An 18,672-nucleotide genomic window follows, 5' to 3' on the forward strand; every position below is an offset into this window, starting at 1 on the left:
TTTTAAGCCTAACTCTTTTCGAAAAAATACCTATCGATCAATTGGTTAAAAATACCGATGTGCAAATAACCATGTCGAACAATAATAACCAACTGAATCTATTCAATTAAATCTCCGGACACTTCTGAAAAATGATAAAGATTTAAGTTTTTTCGAAGAAATGCTCAATCAATTAATACATGGCGAATTTAACCTAAGTGAAGGAGCTTCATTCATACTTCCAGATGCTAGGACTGTGCAAGGTAATTTTAAAATTAAGAATGGACAATTAGTGGAGATAGAATTTCAATATTTTGGCGATAATGAATGGTTTAATTCTTCTTCTCACTTTAGCAATTCGCGCAGGATTTTTATTTACTCTGAAACAGATTTGACCAGTAACGATCTGAATGAGCTAAAAGAAAAAGCAAAGGAACACGACTTTAATGTTCAATTTAGATCAGAAAAATTTAGAAAAACTTTAAGTATGGAAGAAAGACCCTATGCTTTTATTTGTCATGATTCAAATGATAAGAATATTGCAAGGAATGTTGCTTCAAATCTAAGTAAGAAGTTATGTCCTGTTTGGTATGATGAATTCTCTTTGAAAGTAGGTGACAATTTAAGAATCAGCATAGAAAAAGGACTAAAAGAATGTAAGAAATGTGTAATCATTTTAAGTCCAAAATTCATTTCAAATACTGGTTGGACAAAAAAAGAATTCGATTCAATCTTTACGCGAGAGATACTAGAAAATAAAACCCTAGTTTTACCAATCTGGTACAACGTAACTAAAAATGATGTTTATGATTATTGCCCTAGTTTATTAAATATTCGGGGAATAGATTATATCCAATTAGGAGAAGAAGAAGTCTGTCAGCAACTATTTGATACGATTACTTATCATCAATAGCGTGGTAGGTTGGGCTGACAAAGGAAGCCCAACATTTCCCATTCGCGATAAAGAAACACCTTCATTTTACCACGCTGATACCCGGCAGCAATACACCGACAGGAACCTGTTTTATTTCATCGCCATTTGATGTTGAACTTTCTCCGGCAGTCCAACCTTGCATTTCATCTTGCTAGACGAATAGACGCTTAATGGGATAAAAAAGTAATCTTCTTGATAAACGCTTCGGCGCCGCCTTGGGTATTGTTGGTATTGGCCTGGAAAGCAATCCCTGTAATCGGCGGTGTTTTATCGTGATTGAAAGTGGCGCGGAATTTTTCATCGACTTCAAAATCGGTGGTAATCACTGTTCCCGGCGGATTCCCGGAAGCCACGCAAAAATATCGCCCGCCCTTTTTCCATAGCTTGCCCACATACATTCGATCCACTTCTTCGGCCTTGCCAATAAAAGGACTCAAGAAATAGGGCGCGGCATAGATACCGAAAGGCAAACCGCTTGAAAGCTTTTCGGTTCCAAATGACAACATCACGGCAATGGGCACACTGTTAATTCCCGCATTCCAATTTGCGCCCTGGGGATACTTATTCACGCCCCAAACGATTTCCACCCGCTTCACATTGTGAATAAAGTTCTGTTGCTTCAGCTGCAAACCAAACAATCCGGCCATCTCGCCGTCCGCGCTGATCACCAGGGCATCATTCTCAAATCTAGGGTTCAGTTTTTTTGCATCCAGTTGAAGCTCGAATCCTCGTTCCTCCAACCAGGAAACGGCACTGCCATTCAAATTGCCGGAAAAATCGATGACATGAACAATTTTTTCATTCGCTACGGCAAACGACGCCCAACACCACAACAATAGAACGCCAATTAAAAAATGTCGATTAGGGAAGCGCCGATTCATTTGTACTGTTTACAAAAATTGACAAGATGAATTGTTGTAGTTTAAAAGCAACTCCAAAATTATCTCATTATGAACAAGCTAAGCAGCCTGATTCGTTCGATTGAAACCTCAGGTCTGTGAATTCTTCCGGTTTATTTTGTTTTTCTTAAGACTTTTCTTTGCAGCCTTGCCATCCGCTTGCGGCCGGGCACGCTTACCGGTCGCGATAAATTTCTCGCTACCCAGTTTCTGGATGAATTTCATTTTATCAACCGGCGAGATAATGATGAATTTATCATCGTCGTAGGCAATTTCCAGGCGGTCAAACGACAATGCCGGGCTTGTCACTGCACTTTGCGTTTCCTGTATTGATTTGATCGATTGTATGGGAATGTTCCATGAAAAGGGGCCACTGATTATTTCTAGCTCATCGCCGCTCACAATATATTGGGTTGATGTATATAGCCATACCGGTAAACCGGCGCCCGCAAGCAATATAATTGCTGCAAACACATAATTAGCTATCCCGCCGACCATGAAGGCAGCGGATGCGCCCATCAGGCAGGCAGAGATTGATAACAACAAACAAACCAGTACCCAGTTATCGATTTTAGACTTGAAAACATGCATGATTATTGTTTTTTAAAATATTGATTCGATGATATCGCACACAACTTATCTGGTTTTGATCACAATTAATTTTCACAGTGTAAAAATATCAACTAAGAAAAATTCGGGAATTTTGCCTCATTATCGTTTTAAAAACAAAACTTGCGCCAATATTTCTCCAGAAAGTCACAGTGACGATTGATGCATTGATGATCAATCAAAGCAAAACGTAATGAAACTGTGACTTACTTTCCGCCTTTCCGCAGTAAACACACAACCCGGCAATCCAGTTATCCGAAACTGATAAGCAACTTTATCGCATGCAAAACCGAACACATACAAAAATAAACCTTTTTCACGTATAATTCCGCCTTCAATAGCCGAGGCATTTAGAACTTGTTGGCCTTGGTCCTGTTTCCAGATCTTGTCAGTATCCAAGGAGTTTTTTGTGTCACAACGCCCGCACGCCATCCTCGCACTTGCCGATGGAACAATTTTTCGTGGCGTGTCTATTGGTGTTGAAGGCATCAGGACCGGTGAAGTCGCTTTCAATACGGCAATGACCGGTTATCAGGAAATATTAACCGACCCTTCGTACTGTCAACAAATCATCACCCTGACTTACCCGCATATTGGCAACACCGGCACCAATCCGGAAGATTTTGAATCCGGCAACATCAACAAAGTGTACGCCGCCGGTTTAGTGATTCGTGATCTCCCGCTAGCAGCCAGTAGTCACCGCAAAACTCAGACATTATCTGAATTTTTGAAAGAACAAAATGTGGTCGCTATCGCTGAAATTGATACGCGCAAGCTCACCCGCATTTTACGGGAAAAAGGTGCGCAATCCGGTTGTATCATGGCGGGTGATATAGATGAGGACAAAGCATTACAGACCGCTAGGGCATTCCCTGGTCTAGCGGGCATGGATCTTGCCAAGGTGGTCAGTTGCCAGCAATCGTATCCTTGGACAGAAGGTGAATGGTCGCTCGGATCGGGTTTTAGAATTCAGGAAAATTCCCAATATCACGTTGCCGCTTTTGATTTTGGCATCAAACGCACCATATTACGCAAACTGGCGCAACGCGGCTGCAAGGTCACGGTATTTCCTGCACAAACCCCGGTCGAGGAAATTTTAGCGGTACAGCCTGATGGTGTATTTCTCTCCAATGGCCCTGGTGACCCGGAGCCTTGTGATTATGCAATTTCTGCCACCCAAAAATTGCTGGAAAAGAATATTCCGATATTTGGCATTTGTCTTGGCCTCCAATTACTGGGTTTGGCTACGGGTGCACGCACCATCAAAATGAAGTTCGGCCATCATGGCGCCAATCATCCAGTGCAGGATGTTGACACTAACCGGGTGATCATTACCAGCCAAAATCATGGTTTTGCTGTTGATGCAAATACGTTGCCCGCTAACGCGCGTATCACACATAAATCACTGTTTGATGGCAGTTTGCAAGGATTTGAGCTAACGGATAAACCCGCATTCTGTTTTCAGGGACATCCGGAAGCCAGCCCGGGCCCGCATGAAGCCGATTATCTGTTTGATAAATTTATTAAAATGATGCGGCGTTATAAAAATCAACCTTCACAATAATTCGCATCTAAACGACGCAAATTTTACCTCTTAGAAAGTATGCCTAAACGTACCGACATTCAATCCATACTCATCATCGGTGCCGGCCCCATCATTATCGGCCAGGCTTGCGAGTTTGATTATTCCGGCGTACAAGCCTGTAAAGCTTTGCGTGAAGAAGGCTACCGCATCGTTCTGGTGAATTCCAATCCCGCTACCATCATGACTGATCCGGAAATGGCCGATGCTACCTATATCGAGCCGATTACCTGGACGATGATCGAGAAGATCATTGCTATTGAGCGGCCACAGGCGCTGCTGCCTACCATGGGTGGCCAGACTGCATTGAACTGCGCATTGGATTTGGTCAAACATGGCGTATTGGAAAAATACGGTGTTGAGCTCATTGGTGCATCGCGTGAAGCAATCGATATGGCTGAAGATCGTGAGAAATTCAAACAAGCCATGACGCGCATTGGATTGGGCTCTGCCCGTTCTGCGGTTGCACATAGTATGGAAGAAGCATTACAAGTTCAGGCTATGGTTGGCTATCCAGTTATTATTCGCCCTTCTTTTACAATGGGCGGCAGTGGTGGCGGGATTGCGTACAATCGTGAAGAATTCCTGAGTATTTGTGAACGCGGATTGGAAACTTCCCCTACCAAAGAACTATTGATTGAGGAATCCGTTATTGGCTGGAAAGAGTTTGAAATGGAAGTGGTGCGGGATAAAAACGATAATTGCATTATTGTCTGTGCCATTGAGAATATCGATCCAATGGGTGTTCATACCGGCGATTCGATAACGGTAGCGCCTGCTCAAACACTGACTGATAAAGAATATCAGTTGATGCGCAATGCATCCATCGCCGTGTTACGCGAAATTGGGGTGGAAACCGGCGGCTCCAATGTTCAGTTTGCCATTAATCCTAAGAACGGCCAAATGCTGGTAATTGAGATGAATCCGCGTGTCTCGCGCTCCTCCGCGCTGGCTTCAAAAGCAACCGGTTTTCCGATTGCCAAGATCGCCGCCAAACTTGCTGTCGGTTATACCCTAAACGAGTTGGGCAATGACATTACAGGCGGCATTACACCGGCATCCTTTGAGCCCACGATCGATTATGTCGTCACCAAGGTGCCGCGTTTCGCTTTTGAGAAATTCCCGCAAACCAATGATCGCCTGACGACACAAATGAAATCGGTGGGTGAAGTCATGGCGATTGGACGAACTTTTCAGGAATCTTTGCAAAAAGCGCTACGTGGACTGGAAACCGGCGTGGATGGTCTGGATGAGAAAACCGACAACCTGGAAAATATCAGCACCGAACTGGCTAACCCCGGTCCGGAACGCATCTGGTTTGTCGCCGATGCTTTCCGTTGTGATATGTCTATTGAGGAAGTGCAGCAGCTGACCAATATTGACATTTGGTTTTTGGCACAAATTGAAGATCTGGTCAAACAAGAACAGGCATTGACTCATACAAAACTGGAAACACTGGATAAACAGGCATTACGGAAACTAAAACGTAGCGGTTTTTCCGACCGCCGCCTGGCCAAGCTACTTAATACCGAACAGACGGCTGTCCGCACTTACCGGCATCAACTCAACTTACATCCTGTCTACAAACGTGTAGATACCTGCGCGGCTGAATTCGCAACTAGCACGGCGTACATGTATTCCACTTACGAAGACGAGTGCGAATCCCGCCCTACGGATAAGAAGAAAATTATGGTGCTGGGCGGTGGACCCAATCGTATTGGCCAAGGCATCGAATTTGATTATTGTTGCGTGCATGCGGCATTGGCATTACGTGAGGATGGCTTTGAAACCATTATGGTCAACTGCAACCCGGAAACCGTTTCAACCGACTACGACACATCGGATCGTTTGTATTTTGAGCCGCTGACACTGGAAGATGTTCTTGAAATTGTAGCAGTAGAAAAACCCGATGGCGTGATCGTACAGTATGGCGGGCAAACGCCCCTCAAACTCGCACGAGACCTAGAGGCTAATGGCGTGCCGATTATTGGCACCAGCCCGGACATGATTGATTGTGCGGAAGATCGCGAACGCTTCCAGAAAATGTTGCAACAGCTGGGTTTAAGACAGCCGCCTAATCGGACTGTGCGCAATCCAGAGGCTGCTTTTATCGCTGCTGAAGAAATCGGTTACCCGCTGGTAGTACGACCAAGTTATGTATTAGGTGGACGTGCTATGGAAATTATTCATGAAAAGGCTGATCTGGAGCGCTACATGCGTGAAGCAGTTAAGGTTTCCAATGACTCACCGGTATTATTGGACCATTTTCTTACCAATGCAACGGAAGTGGATGTTGATGCAATCTGTGACGGAGAAACCGTTTTGATCGGCGGTATCATGGAGCATATTGAGCAAGCCGGTGTGCATTCCGGCGACTCCGCTTGTTCTCTCCCGACCTTTAACTTGCAGCCTGAAATATTGGATGAACTGCGTCGCCAAACTGCTGAAATGGCGCGTGCATTGAATGTCGTTGGGCTCATGAATATTCAATTCGCGATTCAAGACAACACAGTCTATGTTCTCGAAGTCAATCCAAGAGCATCACGCACTGTTCCTTTCATCTCTAAGGCAACCGGCCTCCAATTAGCAAAAATCTCTGCACGTTGCATGATAGGAAAGAGTCTTATTGATCAGGGTACTACCAAAGAGATACTCCCTGAATATTATTCTGTCAAAGAAGCCGTATTCCCCTTTATCAAACTCTCTGGTGTTGATACGATATTGGGTCCGGAAATGAAGTCTACCGGCGAAGTTATGGGAATGGGCGCCACTTTTGCAGAAGCTTTTGTTAAATCCCAATTAGCGACAGATGTTCGTTTACCTACTTCCGGCAAGATTTTCATCAGTGTGAAGCAATCCGACAAACCGCATGCCGTTGAAATCGCACGCAGCCTTGCAGAACTTGGTTTCACCCTTTATGCTACACGCGGAACTGCTGCTGCGATAACCGAAGCCGGCGTAGATGTCGTTATCATTAACAAGGTAGCAGAAGGTCGTCCGCATATAGTAGACATGATTAAAAATGGAGAAATCAACTTAATCATCAATACAGTAAAGAATCAGCGCAGTGCGATACGTGATTCTTACTCGATTCGCCATGCCGCGCTTCAGGCAAGAGTAACTTACTATACAACATTAGCGGGCGCACGCGCTGCATGCATGGGCATAACCAATCGACGTGAACTGCAGGTCTATAATTTACAGAAATTGCACACACAACTTAAGACATAAACACATAACCCCCTATATTATTGAAAATAAAATGAAAATGAAAGGTAAAAATTTACGATGAGCACTATTCCATTAACGGTAGTAGGGGCGGAGGCATTACGTAAGGAATTACACGAAATGAAAACGGTACATCGCCCAGCAGTCATTGCGGCGATCGCCGAAGCACGTGCACATGGCGATCTTTCTGAAAATGCCGAATATGATGCTGCCAAAGAAAAGCAAGGCTTTATTGAAGGACGTATTGCGGATTTGGAAAGCAAACTTTCCAACGCACAAATCATTAACCCGGCACTCATTAATGCTGATGGAGCCTGTGTTTTCGGCGCTACTGTCGAATTGGAAGATCTACAAAGTGGCGATATCGTTACTTATCAAATTGTGGGTGACGATGAAGCCAACATCAAGAATGGAAAAATCTCCATCAGCTCCCCGATTTCGCGTGCCTTGATCGGTAAATTTGCCGGAGATATCGCAGAAGTTCAAGCACCCAGCGGTATACGAGAATATGAAATATTGGATGTTAAGTACATCTAAAGATACGGTCAATAGACAATCAATTCTGAAAGCTACGCTTGGCACGAAATGCTTCACGTTTCTTTCTGTGGATCGTATGCACAGGTTTCTTCTCGGTTTCTTCCGGTTTAGGCCGATAAATAATAAATATTTTACCGATATGCTGTACCGGCGCTGCTCCCAATTGCTGACATATTTCCTCAAAAAGCGTATTCCTGACAGTCCGATCATCAATCTGAGCTTTAATCTTAATCAATTCATGACTTAAAAGCCCGCGATCCAGCTCCGCAATAACGCTAGGCGACAAGCCAGTCTTCCCGATCATCACAACCGGATTTAGCGCATGTGCTTGCGCTTTTAGTTCACGCCGATGAGCAATAGTTAGTGTTAACATAAATCCTCTTAAATTATATTATTTTACTTGATGAAACAGGCTAAAACCAGTAAAGCTTGGATGAAGGAACATGTCAATGATTTTTTTGTCAAGCAAGCCAAAAAAGATGGTTATCGCTCGCGGGCCGCATACAAGCTGCTAGAGATCGCCGAACGTGATCACATACTGAGACCGGGTATAATTGTTGTCGATTTAGGCGCAGCCCCCGGGAGCTGGTCTCAAGTTGTCAGCCATAAAGTAGGTAACAAAGGTAAAGTTATTGCCGTGGATATTCTGGACATGTCACCACTGCCCGGTGTGGAATTTATCCAAGGTGATTTTAGAGAAGAGCACGCTGTGCTTGAATTGAGGAAGCACTTAGGTGAACATCAGCCGGATCTTGTAATTTCAGACATGTCGCCTAATATCAGTGGTATTGTAGTCAGTGACCAAGCTAGAAGTATGTATTTGGCTGAACTGGCACTGGCATTTTCAATGGAACAACTGAACTATGGCGGAAATTTTCTAGTCAAAGTTTTTCAAGGCCGCGATTCTGAGCAGTTTCTCCGTGACATGCGCGCCGGATTTAAGAGCGTACTGATAAGAAAACCCAAGGCCTCACGTGATCGCAGCAATGAATTATATTTATTAGGGCTCGGGAAAAAATAATAGTAAGATTGCTGAGAAATGAATGGATCCCCTCAGTGATCAGGATAAATGTACAGAGTAGGATTACAATTTAACAGCAAATTTATACAACACGAACTGTTCTGTTATATTCTACAAAATAGAGTTAGAATGACTAATCAATGATTTTAAGGTGCAAATCAAGGAGCTATTTTGAATAACTTAATTAAAAATATGGCCATTTGGCTAGTAATTGCACTTGTGTTGATGACCGTATTTAATCAATTCAGCGTACGTCAACCGGCGCAAGTGCCAATGGAATACTCTCAATTCATTTCAGAATTGAATCAAGGCAGGATCGCTAAGGTTGTCATTGAGGGCCGTACACTTAAAGGTACGAAGTCTGATGGCAGACGCTTCACAACATATGCGCCATCCGATCCCTGGATGGTCAGCGATTTACTTAAAGCTGGTGTTGTTGTTGAGGCTAAACCGGATGAAGAGCCATCCATGTTGATGAGTATTTTCATTTCATGGTTCCCGATGCTATTACTGATTGGCGTATGGATATTTTTCATGCGTCAAATGCAAGGTGGTGGGCGGAATGGCGGCGCGTTCTCATTTGGCAAAAGCAAAGCGCGTATGCTCGACAAATCAACCAACACGGTAACTTTCAATGATGTTGCAGGTTGCGAGGAAGCAAAAGAAGAAGTTGCAGAACTAGTCGAATTCCTGCGTGATCCCACCAAATTCCAGAAACTGGGGGGGCGTATCCCACGCGGCGTATTGATGGTAGGTAGCCCAGGAACGGGAAAAACATTGCTGGCTCGCGCAATCGCAGGGGAAGCGCAGGTACCATTTTTCAGCATTTCGGGTTCCGATTTTGTTGAAATGTTCGTCGGTGTTGGCGCATCTCGGGTACGTGACATGTTTGAGCAAGCAAAAAAACATGCGCCTTGCATCATCTTTATTGACGAGATTGATGCGGTAGGCCGTCAACGTGGCGCCGGTCTGGGCGGTGGAAACGATGAACGTGAGCAAACGCTCAATCAGCTACTGGTAGAAATGGATGGTTTTGAAGGTGCCATGGGCGTTATTGTGATTGCAGCAACCAACCGTCCTGATGTATTGGATCCTGCTTTACTACGTCCCGGCCGTTTTGACCGTCAAGTTACCGTACCACTACCAGATATACGTGGACGGGAACAAATTCTTCATGTGCATATGCGCAAAGTACCACTTTCGCCTGATGTAAAAGCAGATATTCTGGCACGTGGCACACCGGGTATGTCGGGTGCAGATCTTGCTAATCTGGTTAACGAAGCTGCGCTATTTGCAGCACGTGGTAACAAACGTTTTGTCGACATGGAAGATTTTGAACGCGCCAAAGATAAAATATTTATGGGCGCCGAACGACGTTCTCTTATCATGCCGGAACATGAGCGCAGAAACACTGCCTATCATGAATCAGGGCATGCTGTCGTGGCACAATTATTGCCAAAAACAGACCCGGTCCACAAAGTAACTATTATTCCACGAGGCCGTGCTCTGGGTGTCACCATGCAATTGCCCACAGAAGATCGCTTTAGTATGGAACGTGAAGAAATACTGCAAAGAATCTCGGTTATGTTTGGCGGGCGTATCGCCGAAGAAGTCTTCATGAAGCAAATGACAACGGGCGCTTCCAATGATTTTGAACGTGCAACAGATCTAGCACGGCAAATGGTAACCCAGTGGGGAATGTCCGATAAGCTTGGACCGATGGTCTATGGTGAAAATGAAGGCGAAGTTTTTCTGGGTCGTTCAGTGACTACTCATAAAAATATGAGTGAAAAAACTATGCAAACCGTCGACGCAGAAGTTCGCCGTATTGTTGATGAACAATATGCGATTGCCCGAAAACTTATTGAAGCCAATAAGGACAAAATCGAAGCCATGACTCAAGCTTTACTGGAGTGGGAAACGATCGATAGCGACCAAATCAATGATATTATGGAAGGTCGTCCACCACGTCCACCTAAACCACCACAGTCAACAACTTCTTCAACCACAAGTGGCGAATCATCAGTAAAACCGGATGAACAAGGTGAACCCGCAGCACCGCAGGAAATCGCAAAAGAAGCTGATTAATCATCAATCATCTGAATGACGGGATACGACCAGAAATCGTATCCCGTTTTTACTTCTACATTCCCTTTCTTATTGTAACTTCATGACAGAAAAGCCTTATGCTCTCAACTAATCGCCCACTCATCATGGGGGTTATTAATGTAACCCCCGATTCCTTCTCGGATGGGGGACTTTACCTGTCAACGCAACAAGCTATTGCACATGGCAGGAATCTGATTGATGAAGGTGCCGATATACTGGATATCGGTGGAGAATCAACACGCCCCGGGAGTCAACAAGTCAGCATTGATGAAGAATTAAAGCGCATTATCCCTGTGCTGGAAGCACTCATAGTTACCAATACGCCTATTTCAATTGATACTTCCAAGCCCGAAGTGATGAAATGCGCAATAGCTGCAGGCGCTTTCATGATTAATGACGTTAATGCACTGCGTAGCCCCGGAGCGTTGGAAACTGTCGCACAGAACAATCATGTTCGAATCTGTTTGATGCATATGCAAGGTACCCCTCAAGGTATGCAGAAAAATCCAGAATACAAAAATATTGTCTCTGAAGTAAAAGATTTCTTGGAGCAGCGTATCCATGCAGCAACGACAGCCGGCATTTCGAAAGATCGATTGATTATCGATCCGGGTTTTGGTTTTGGCAAAACACTGCAACATAATCTTGCATTACTCAATCAGCTGGAACATTTGACAACACTGGGTGTTCCGGTATTGGCAGGTTTATCCCGCAAATCCATGCTTGGAACCATTACCGGAAACAGTGTAGATCGCCGGATTCATGAAAGTGTTGCAGCCGCCTTGCTCGCAGTAGTTAAAGGTGCAAAAATTGTACGTGTACATGATGTCAAAGCCAGCAAAGATGCGCTTGCTGTCTACAACGCCATGCAGAACTTTGAAGTATAACAAACAGCAGATTAACAAACCAAACGTTCATAAAGATTTTTCCAATCCTGATCAATAATTTCTTAAAATGACTAAAAAATATTTTGGAACTGATGGCATACGCGGGCGTGTAGGTAAATATCCGATTACACCTGATTTCATCATGCATCTGGGTTATTCTGCAGGCAAAGTTCTGGCGGCTGCCGATTGGCATTTGATGGAAGGGAAGCGTCCAACCGTCCTTATTGGCAAAGATACCCGGGTTTCTGGCTATATGTTGGAATCTGCACTGGAAGCAGGATTATGCGCAGCCGGCGTGGATGTCATTTTGTCTGGACCGATGCCGACGCCAGCCATAGCTTACCTGATTCGCGCACTGCGATTGCAAGCTGGCATTGTTATCTCAGCATCACATAATCTGTTTGAGGATAACGGTGTAAAGTTTTTTTCTGCTTTAGGCAGCAAGCTTCCTGATGAAATGGAACACAAAATAGAAGCTGGCTTAAGTGCTCCCATCGAAACCAAACCTTCGGCACAGCTCGGCAAGGTACAACGGATTGATGATGCCGCTGGCCGCTATATCGAATTCTGTAAAAGCACTTTTCCCTATCACCTTGATCTGCGCGGATTGCGCATTGTGGTCGATTGTGCGCATGGTGCCGCCTATCATATTGCCGGTCATGTCATGCATGAACTCGGCGCCGATGTCGTCACCATTGGTGTACAACCTAATGGTCTGAATATCAATCATGAATGCGGTGCTACTCATTGCGCCACATTGCAAAAGGCTGTCACACATCACCATGCTGACTTGGGCATTGCACTGGATGGTGATGGTGATCGCGTCATCATGGTGGATAAGCAAGGCAGGTCGTACGACGGTGATCAATTGATCTACATCATCGCCAAGCATCGTCAGCAGAAAAAAATGCTAACCGGCGGAGTTGTTGGCACCTTGATGACCAATCTTGCAATAGAAGCCCAATTCAAGAAACTGCATATTCCGTTTCTCCGCACCAATGTCGGTGATCGTTATGTGCTGGAATCACTGCAAGAAAAAGGATGGCATCTCGGTGGCGAGAATTCTGGACATATCATTTGTATGGATAAGCATACGACGGGTGATGGCATTATTTCCGCTTTGCAAGTTTTGTATGCACTGCGTGATACTAATAAAACACTGGCTGAATTCATGCGCGGCGTCTCCTTATACCCGCAACGCTTAATCAATGTAAGAATCCCCAAGATGTTTAACTTTAATACTAACAAAGCGATCAAATCCGTACAGCAAGAAGCTGAAACTGATCTGAGTGGCGGCGGACGTGTTCTTATTCGGGCATCGGGTACAGAACCGCTTATCCGTGTGATGGTTGAAGGTAAATTAAAACATAAGGTTAATTTCTGGGCTGAACGAATCGCTGAAACCGTGCAAGCTGCCAGCGCTGCATAAAAAATATCGGCATTCGAATTCCACAATCAGTCTTTCTAGAAACCTATCTGACATACTCATGAAACACTGTATGCTGTATATGATTAGAGATCTGATATAAAATTGAGTCGAGCCAATCCACTTTATGACAAAAATAAAACTGTCATAATATTGTAATAATTCTGCAATAAAATATTGCGTCAACTTTAAGTAACCTCTCATTACCTTTTATCCACTCATTTGGAGAGCATATAAATGTCGAACTCGGTTCACTTCAGGACGCTCATTGCGACCATGTTTCTCAGCGCATCAATTACCGCAGGCGTTGCCAATGCCAGTCCGATCGTTAAGATTGATGGTTCCAGCACCGTTTTCCCCATTACTGAAGCTGTCGCTGAAGACTTTCAGATAGCCAAACGCGGCGCGATCCGTGTCACTGTCGGTATCTCTGGAACCGGTGGTGGTTTCAAGAAATTCTGCCGGAATGAGATTGATATTGTTAATGCTTCCCGCCCGATTACGCAATTAGAAATGGAAGCATGTAAGCTGGAAGGGGTACAATACATTGAGATGCCGATTGCTTTTGATGCCTTAACCATCGTTGTTAATCCAAAAAACACTTGGAGCAAAACCATAACTGTTGATGAACTGAAGAAAATATGGGAACCCGGTGCACAAGGTGTAATCACCAGCTGGAATCAGATAAACCCTGCATGGCCTGATAAAAAAATTAAACTTTATGGCCCTGGTGCGGATTCCGGTACATTCGAATACTTCACCGAAGCTATTGTTGGCAAGGCAAAATCAAGCCGTGGCGATTTTACCGCATCAGAGGATGACAATGTTTTGGTGCAAGGTGTCGCAAGTGACATCTATGCGCTAGGTTTTTTCGGTTTTGCCTATTACATAGAAAATAGTAATAAAATTAATGCAGTTGCGGTCGACAGTGGCAATGGTGGCGTAATTCCATCCGCCGCAACGGTAGAGAATAATAGCTACAAGCCATTATCACGCCCGATATTCATCTACGTTAATGCCAAATCAGCTGACAAACCTGAAATTAATGAATTCGTTAATTTCTATATGAAGAACGCGGCAGAACTTGTAACTGAAGTCAAATACTTCCCGCTTTCCAAAGAAGTATACAATCTCAATATCGAACATCTGAATAAGAAAAAAATAGGTACGGTATTTAAAGGTACGGGAACCAACATAAAGCTAGAAGATATACTTAAACTGGAATCCAGTTTATAAACCATTTGAAGACGATTCAGTTCTCAGGCTTCGGTTAAAATAGCCACAGCATCTCAGGGAAGTACTGATTAAATCTTGCGCCTATTTATGCGCTTAGAATTAATCAGTACTTCCTTTTTTTTTGCATTGAGGATTACCCGGAGAAGCGATGGATTTTCTGCCAATTTTCTTTAACATCAAAAACAAAACCTGTCTAGTGGTAGGCGCCGGTGAAGTCGCTACGCGCAAAATTATGCTTTTGCTCCAGGCTGGGGCCAAAGTTTCAGTGGTATCCCCTGAATTGGATACAACGCTGAAAGAATACCTCGTGCATGGCAAAATCAAATTTTTTGCTGAATCTTTTCAACCCGAACAACTGGAAGATATTGTTTTAGTTATTGCGGCAACGAATGATCGGGTCACAAACCAATTGGTTTCTGAGGCAGCCCAGCAAAGGCAAATTCCGGTTAATGTGGTCGATGACCCGGATTTATGTACCTTCATCATGCCTTCCATCGTTGACCGGTCGCCGTTGTTGATTGCCGTATCCAGTGGCGGCCAATCCCCTGTACTGGCTAGATTGTTACGCGCCCAATTGGAAATTATGATACCGGTCGCCTATGCACGGCTAGCGGCGATGGCCGGGAAGTTCCGTAAGCATGTCAAACAGCATTTTACGCACCCGGAAAAACGACGTATTTTCTGGGAAGAATTACTGCAAAGCCGATTTACGGAACTGGTGCTGGCTGGAAAGGACAAAGCGGCGCAGGCATATCTTCTACAATCCTTGCAGCAAGAAAAAGACAAATCTCCACAAGGAGAGGTTTATCTGGTTGGAGCCGGGCCGGGCAATCCTGATTTACTCACTTTCCGGGCCATGCGTCTGATGCAACAAGCGGATGTTGTTGTTTATGACCGGCTAGTCTCGCCTGCCATTCTCGATATGGTACGCCGGGATGCCACTCGTATATATGCCGGAAAGGAACGTAATCGCCACACCCTGGAGCAGGAATCTATCAATCAACTACTGGTACGTCTCGCACAAGAAGGGAAACGAGTGCTGCGGCTCAAAGGCGGCGATCCTTTTATTTTTGGCCGTGGCGGCGAAGAAATCGAAACTCTGGCCTCCCACCATATTCCTTTCCAAGTTGTACCCGGCATTACCGCCGCTTCCGGTGTTGCAGCCTATGCAGGCATTCCACTTACACACCGGGATTATGCCCAGTCATGTATTTTTGTTACCGGCCATCTGAAAAATAACAGCGTCGATCTGGACTGGTCCCTTCTCGCACATCCTAACCAGACCATCGTAATTTACATGGGGCTGTTGGGTTTGCCTTTTTTATGCCAACAGTTGGTCGCCCACGGCCTGCCAGATTCCACGCCTGCAGCAATCATTCAGCAAGGCACGACGCAAAAACAGAAGGTCATTACCGGAACATTACAAACACTAGCAGATCTCGCCGCAGCTGAAAATCTGACTCCACCCACCCTGATAATCGTTGGAGAAGTCGTCCAACTACACCAGAATCTTGCGTGGTTTGAACCAGCCGAAGAAATCTCGCGAACACAAATCATCTCAGGGATAGCAACGAACAAGGGTAAGAAACAGTAAAGTCACAAAAAACATGCGCAACATCATTAATGCAATACCAGATTCCAGAATCAGTTCTTGCGATAGTCACTTGAGTTTGAATAAGAAAAAAGCTAATCAATTGTATCTTATGCTGACTCTCTAAATCGCATCGACAAATCTATCGCTTTGATATTCTTAGTCAAACTGCCAATAGAGATCCTATCTACACCCGTTTCAGCAACCTGGCGCACGTTCTTCAAGGTAATATCCCCAGATGCTTCCAATATGACTCGTTCACCGACTTGCTGGCGAGTCAGCGCAACCGCATCCAATAGCTGATTCAGCGTAAAATTATCTAACAGAACCATACCGGCATCAGCTGTCAGCGCCTCTTGTAGTTCTAGCAAAGATTCCACTTCAATCTGGATAAAACCCCCTGGCGGCACAATTTCCTGCGCTTTTCTTAATGCTGCCGTTATTCCACCCGCTGCAATAACATGATTCTCTTTGATCAAAACCCCATCATACAAGCCAAATCGATGATTGATGCCGCCGCCACACTTCACTGCATATTTCTGCGCCAACCGTAACCCAGGTAATGTTTTGCGTGTATCCACAATAGCGGCTTGTGTACCGGCTATTGCATCAACAAAATACTTGGTCTGTGTCGCTACAGCAGACAGCATTTGTAAAAAATTCAACGCGGAACGTTCGGCTGATAATAAGGCACGGGCTTGTCCTTTAATCTCGCATAGTTTATGCCCTGCCTGAACAGTGTTTCCATCCTTGGCAAACCAATGCACTGTTGTTTCTGACGACAAAGCTAAAAAACAAGCTTCAAACCACTGCACTCCGCACAATACCGCATCTTCTCTGCTAACCACCGATGCGCTCAATTCCTTGTCTCCAGGAATCAAGGATGCCGTCAGGTCGCCAGCGCCAATATCTTCCACCAGCGCCTGCTTTACATTGCGGTCAATTTCAGTATGTAAATCTTGCAATTATTTCACCTTATTCTTCAATGAAGAACGAAATTATAGTACACCTGATTAACGCTACAGTAATTCCAGTAGCTTTCCAGAATGTTCACTCACAGTATTTGAACAGATAGTATATGCTGACACATGCCGATAAGGAGGTTATATGTCTAGTGCAATTGATTTAATTATCTACAGTATTGCCACCATGCTGGGTCTTGTCATCGTTGGTATGGTCGTATTCTGGTTCATTCAAGATGTAACGCAGAAAAAACATTCTGTTTTACGCAACTATCCTGTTATTGGGCGGCTACGCTATATTTTTGAACGGCAAGGTAAATATTTCCGGCAATATTTTTTTTCCAATGATCGAGATGAAATGCCGTTCAATCGCGCTACACGGGGCTGGATTTACAAGAATGCCAAGAATAAAGGCAGCCTCGTCGGTTTTGGTTCTACCAATGACTTGCGCCAGCCCGGTTCGATTATTTTTGTCAATGCTGCTTTTCCTATTCAAGAAGAAGATCAGTTACCGACACCTTCATTACATATCGGCCAAGGTTATTGTGAATATCCGTTTGAAGCCAAATCCATCGTCAATATAAGCGGCATGAGCTATGGTGCAATCTCGAAACCAGCTGTGCGCGCGCTATCTCTCGGCGCCGCACAAGCGGGTTGCTGGCTGAATACCGGTGAAGGCGGATTATCTCCTTATCACTTGGAAAGCGATTGTGATGTGATCATGCAAATTGGCACCGCCAAATATGGCATCCGAGATGAAAGCGGAAATTTCTCGCCCCAACGCGCAAAAGAATTGAGCAAGGTAGTAAAAGCATTTGAAATCAAGCTATCTCAAGGTGCAAAACCCGGCAAAGGTGGATTACTGCCTGGGAATAAAGTCGGTAGCGAAATTGCTGCCATCCGCGGTATTCCTGAGAATCAGGATTCCATCAGTCCGAATCGCCATAAGGACATCAACAATATTGATGAGCTGCTAGATAAAATTATTTTTATCCGAGAACTGACCGGGCGGCCTGTAGGCGTCAAAACGGCTATCGGCGGGTGGAATTTTATTAATGAGCTATGTGATAGCATCAACCGCCGAGGACTTGAATATGCACCCGATTTTTTGACTATTGATGGCGGTGAAGGCGGCAGTGGCGCAGCACCGCAGACATTGATCGATCATGTCAGCCTACCAATCGCAGAAGCGTTGCCTCGCGTGGTAGATTCATTACTCCAATCCGGTCTGAGAAACCGCATCCACATCGTTGCGGCGGGAAAATTGGTGACTTCTGCAGAAGGCGCATGGGCGCTCTGTGCTGGTGCCGATTTTGTAAATACTGCTCGTGGCTTTATGTTCTCATTGGGCTGCATTCAGGCGATGCGCTGCCATCTCAATACCTGCCCAACTGGAATTACCACGCATGATGCGCGTTTGCAGAATGGTTTGGTGGTTGAAGAAAAATATCTGCGTGTTGCCAATTATGCCCGGAATGTCAACAAAGAAATTAACATGATCGCTCACTCATGCGGCCTACATCACGCACGGCAATTTAAACGTGAGCATGTACGTATCGTTGAAACAGCGGGTAAAAGCGTGGCACTAAATATTCTTTATCCCTATCCCGAATCATCCAAGAAAAAAATATGAACTAGAAACCCGATTTATTCAGCTTCATCGTTAGATACT

General features: G+C 44.7%; 15 protein-coding genes. 11 read left to right on the forward strand and 4 right to left on the reverse strand.

All coding sequences use genetic code 11. From position 1 onward, the window contains the following. Window positions 1–160 precede the first annotated feature (160 nt). On the forward strand, window positions 161–892 hold the full coding sequence (locus tag QZ942_RS10635; RefSeq protein WP_292995392.1) for a toll/interleukin-1 receptor domain-containing protein: 732 nt from the start codon (window positions 161–163) through the stop codon (window positions 890–892). A 188-nt stretch (window positions 893–1,080) separates the two neighbouring features. Here the strand turns inward: QZ942_RS10635 and QZ942_RS10640 are convergent, their stop codons facing one another. Together QZ942_RS10640 and QZ942_RS10645 are read right to left on the reverse strand one after the other, a co-directional pair. After that, window positions 1,081–1,794 (reverse strand): hypothetical protein, encoded by a 714-nt coding sequence (locus QZ942_RS10640; RefSeq protein ID WP_292995394.1) that lies wholly within the window; start codon window positions 1,792–1,794, stop codon window positions 1,081–1,083. A 108-nt stretch (window positions 1,795–1,902) separates the two neighbouring features. After that, on the reverse strand, window positions 1,903–2,403 hold the full coding sequence (locus tag QZ942_RS10645; protein WP_292995396.1) for a PH domain-containing protein: 501 nt from the start codon (window positions 2,401–2,403) through the stop codon (window positions 1,903–1,905). A gap of 427 nt (window positions 2,404–2,830) precedes the next feature. Here QZ942_RS10645 and carA point away from each other — a divergent pair, with 427 nt between their 5' ends. From carA to greA, 3 genes are read left to right on the forward strand one after another with little or no spacing between them, the layout of a single operon-like run. After that, window positions 2,831–3,985, forward strand: coding sequence for a glutamine-hydrolyzing carbamoyl-phosphate synthase small subunit (carA, locus tag QZ942_RS10650; RefSeq protein ID WP_292995398.1), 1,155 nt, complete (start codon window positions 2,831–2,833; stop codon window positions 3,983–3,985). Between the two features lie 39 nt (window positions 3,986–4,024). After that, window positions 4,025–7,234, forward strand: coding sequence for a carbamoyl-phosphate synthase large subunit (gene carB / locus QZ942_RS10655; protein ID WP_292995400.1), 3,210 nt, complete (start codon window positions 4,025–4,027; stop codon window positions 7,232–7,234). Window positions 7,235–7,291: 57 nt separating this feature from the next. Next, entirely contained in the window at window positions 7,292–7,768 is a 477-nt protein-coding gene (gene greA / locus QZ942_RS10660) for a transcription elongation factor GreA (protein WP_292995402.1), read from the forward strand. Between the two features lie 19 nt (window positions 7,769–7,787). On the opposite strand, the gene QZ942_RS10665 is transcribed toward greA, so the two are convergent. Next, window positions 7,788–8,141: a YhbY family RNA-binding protein gene (locus QZ942_RS10665; RefSeq protein ID WP_292995404.1), complete on the reverse strand. Its 354-nt coding sequence runs from the start codon at window positions 8,139–8,141 to the stop codon at window positions 7,788–7,790. Window positions 8,142–8,171: 30 nt separating this feature from the next. On the opposite strand from QZ942_RS10665, the gene QZ942_RS10670 reads away from it, so the two are divergent. From QZ942_RS10670 to cysG, 6 genes are all read left to right on the forward strand, one after another. Beyond that, on the forward strand, window positions 8,172–8,789 hold the full coding sequence (locus QZ942_RS10670; RefSeq protein ID WP_292995406.1) for an RlmE family RNA methyltransferase: 618 nt from the start codon (window positions 8,172–8,174) through the stop codon (window positions 8,787–8,789). Between the two features lie 171 nt (window positions 8,790–8,960). Next, window positions 8,961–10,877 (forward strand): ATP-dependent zinc metalloprotease FtsH, encoded by a 1,917-nt coding sequence (ftsH, locus tag QZ942_RS10675; RefSeq protein ID WP_292995408.1) that lies wholly within the window; start codon window positions 8,961–8,963, stop codon window positions 10,875–10,877. A gap of 98 nt (window positions 10,878–10,975) precedes the next feature. Beyond that, window positions 10,976–11,785 (forward strand): dihydropteroate synthase, encoded by an 810-nt coding sequence (gene folP / locus QZ942_RS10680; protein ID WP_292995410.1) that lies wholly within the window; start codon window positions 10,976–10,978, stop codon window positions 11,783–11,785. A 67-nt stretch (window positions 11,786–11,852) separates the two neighbouring features. Beyond that, a complete protein-coding gene (gene glmM, locus QZ942_RS10685; RefSeq protein ID WP_292995412.1) occupies window positions 11,853–13,214 on the forward strand; it encodes a phosphoglucosamine mutase in 1,362 nt (453 codons plus the stop codon). A gap of 273 nt (window positions 13,215–13,487) precedes the next feature. Continuing rightward, window positions 13,488–14,447 (forward strand): PstS family phosphate ABC transporter substrate-binding protein, encoded by a 960-nt coding sequence (locus QZ942_RS10690; RefSeq protein ID WP_292995462.1) that lies wholly within the window; start codon window positions 13,488–13,490, stop codon window positions 14,445–14,447. Window positions 14,448–14,595: 148 nt separating this feature from the next. Further along, window positions 14,596–16,041: a siroheme synthase CysG gene (gene cysG, locus QZ942_RS10695; protein WP_292995414.1), complete on the forward strand. Its 1,446-nt coding sequence runs from the start codon at window positions 14,596–14,598 to the stop codon at window positions 16,039–16,041. A 107-nt stretch (window positions 16,042–16,148) separates the two neighbouring features. On the opposite strand, the gene nadC is transcribed toward cysG, so the two are convergent. After that, on the reverse strand, window positions 16,149–17,003 hold the full coding sequence (gene nadC, locus QZ942_RS10700; RefSeq protein WP_292995416.1) for a carboxylating nicotinate-nucleotide diphosphorylase: 855 nt from the start codon (window positions 17,001–17,003) through the stop codon (window positions 16,149–16,151). A 142-nt stretch (window positions 17,004–17,145) separates the two neighbouring features. On the opposite strand from nadC, the gene QZ942_RS10705 reads away from it, so the two are divergent. After that, window positions 17,146–18,633 carry an FMN-binding glutamate synthase family protein gene (locus QZ942_RS10705; protein ID WP_292995418.1) on the forward strand — a complete coding sequence of 496 codons (1,488 nt, stop codon included), beginning with the start codon at window positions 17,146–17,148 and terminating at the stop codon, window positions 18,631–18,633. Window positions 18,634–18,672: the final 39 nt, after the last annotated feature.

This window comes from Nitrosomonas sp. (assembly GCF_021731985.1).
GTDB lineage: Bacteria > Pseudomonadota > Gammaproteobacteria > Burkholderiales > Nitrosomonadaceae > Nitrosomonas.

Excerpts from the sequence above, each read along its gene's own strand:
- QZ942_RS10635 (WP_292995392.1), top strand. The coding sequence starts at position 161 with ATGCTCAATCAATTAATACATGGCGAATTTAACCTAAGTGAAGGAGCT.
- QZ942_RS10640 (WP_292995394.1), bottom strand. The coding sequence starts at position 1,794 with ATGAATCGGCGCTTCCCTAATCGACATTTTTTAATTGGCGTTCTATTG.
- QZ942_RS10645 (WP_292995396.1), bottom strand. The coding sequence starts at position 2,403 with ATGCATGTTTTCAAGTCTAAAATCGATAACTGGGTACTGGTTTGTTTG.
- carB (WP_292995400.1), top strand. The coding sequence starts at position 4,025 with ATGCCTAAACGTACCGACATTCAATCCATACTCATCATCGGTGCCGGC.
- greA (WP_292995402.1), top strand. The coding sequence starts at position 7,292 with ATGAGCACTATTCCATTAACGGTAGTAGGGGCGGAGGCATTACGTAAG.
- QZ942_RS10665 (WP_292995404.1), bottom strand. The coding sequence starts at position 8,141 with ATGTTAACACTAACTATTGCTCATCGGCGTGAACTAAAAGCGCAAGCA.
- QZ942_RS10670 (WP_292995406.1), top strand. The coding sequence starts at position 8,172 with ATGAAACAGGCTAAAACCAGTAAAGCTTGGATGAAGGAACATGTCAAT.
- folP (WP_292995410.1), top strand. The coding sequence starts at position 10,976 with ATGCTCTCAACTAATCGCCCACTCATCATGGGGGTTATTAATGTAACC.
- glmM (WP_292995412.1), top strand. The coding sequence starts at position 11,853 with ATGACTAAAAAATATTTTGGAACTGATGGCATACGCGGGCGTGTAGGT.
- QZ942_RS10690 (WP_292995462.1), top strand. The coding sequence starts at position 13,488 with ATGTTTCTCAGCGCATCAATTACCGCAGGCGTTGCCAATGCCAGTCCG.
- cysG (WP_292995414.1), top strand. The coding sequence starts at position 14,596 with ATGGATTTTCTGCCAATTTTCTTTAACATCAAAAACAAAACCTGTCTA.
- QZ942_RS10705 (WP_292995418.1), top strand. The coding sequence starts at position 17,146 with ATGTCTAGTGCAATTGATTTAATTATCTACAGTATTGCCACCATGCTG.